The following is a 1,423-nucleotide window of genomic DNA, read 5'->3' as shown; positions in this document are numbered from 1 at the left end:
TCGGCTACTTGTTTCATTGACCTGCGACCGCGGCCCGGCCAGGCTTCGGTCGAGGCGCCCGGGCTGTCGCTCTCATTTCGGCTGCCCACGCTGGTCGTGTGGCTCTCATCTGGCCTGCGCGGCCCGGGCGTCGCCCCAGGGCGGGGAGAGGCTCGAGAGGGGTTTGCTCGGCTCGAAGTAGCGTTGCCCTCCCGGCTCGACAACCGAGATGGATCGAGCATCGGAGGACGCGTTGAGTGTCACGTCGGATCGTGTGGTCATCGGGATGGACCCGCACAAGCGCTCTGCCACGATCGAGGTCATGGCCGGCGACGAGACGGTCGTCGGCGGCGGCCGGTTCGACACCGACCGGGACGGCTACGCGGCGATGAGGAAGTACGCCAGGCAGTGGCCGAACCGGGTCTGGGCGATCGAGGGATGCCAGGGCATCGGCCGGCACATCGCCAACCGGTTACTGGCCGATGGCGAGCAGGTCGTCGACGTCCCGCCGAAGCTGTCCGCCCGGGCGCGGGTGTTCGCCACCGGGCAGGGCCGCAAGACCGACGCCACTGACGCCCACTCCATCGCGCTGGTCGGCACCCGCATGGCCGGGCTACGCCCGGTCGTCAACGACGACCAGCTGGCTCTGCTGCGGATTCTGGTCGACCGGCGCCGTTCCCTCGGCGAGGACCACACCCGGATGGTGTCCCAGCTGCACCAGCTACTGCTGGAACTCATTCCAGGCGGGGCGAAGAAGAGTCTGTCCGCCGCCCAGGCCAAGGCACTACTGGCCACGGTCCGGCCCCGCGATGCGGTCGGCAAGGCCCGCCGGCGGGTCGCCGCGGAGCTGATCGCCGACCTCGAACGGGTCTACCGGCGCTCCAAGGAGGCAGACAAGGAACTGAGGGAGCTGGTCGCCTCGACCGGCACCACGTTGATGGACCTGCACGGCATCGGTCCGTCCGGTGCCGCCCGGCTGCTGGTCGAGGTCGGCGACATCACCCGGTTCCCCAACCGGGCCCACTTCGCCTCCTGGAACGGCACCGCTCCCATCGACGCCTCCTCCGGCGACCAGGTACGCCACCGGCTCTCTCGCGCCGGGAACCGGCAGATCAACCGGGTGCTGCACATCATGGCCACCGTCCAGCTACGCAACCCCACCGAAGGGCGCGCCTACTTCGACCGCAAGAAAGCCGACGGCAAGACATCGATGGAAGCGATGCGCGCGCTGAAACGACGCCTGTCCGACATCGTCTATCGAACCATGATCAACGACGCGGTGGCCACGGCAGCGGGCCCGGGAGGACAACGGGGAACGACCACTGACTCCAGCGTGACCGGCTCGCATCCCCACGCCGGCTCTTCGGAGAAGTCACTTCCCGGACCCGCCAAGACCCAGGATAGAACTCTCCTCCCGGCAGTGTCTTGACACAGAGGGGAGCCA

At 68.6% G+C, this 1,423-nt stretch carries 1 protein-coding gene; it reads left to right on the top strand.

What is annotated here, in order from left to right:
- Positions 1 to 208 precede the first annotated feature (208 nt).
- Positions 209 to 1,408, top strand: coding sequence for an IS110 family transposase (locus ONA70_RS36270; protein WP_454557369.1), 1,200 nt, complete (start codon positions 209 to 211; stop codon positions 1,406 to 1,408).
- The last annotated feature ends 15 nt before the right edge of the window (positions 1,409 to 1,423 follow it).

This window comes from Micromonospora yasonensis (genome assembly GCF_026013475.1).
Lineage (GTDB): Bacteria > Actinomycetota > Actinomycetes > Mycobacteriales > Micromonosporaceae > Micromonospora > Micromonospora yasonensis.
Note: the sequence above shows the minus strand (reverse complement) of the source record. Positions and strands in the feature narration are given on the sequence as shown.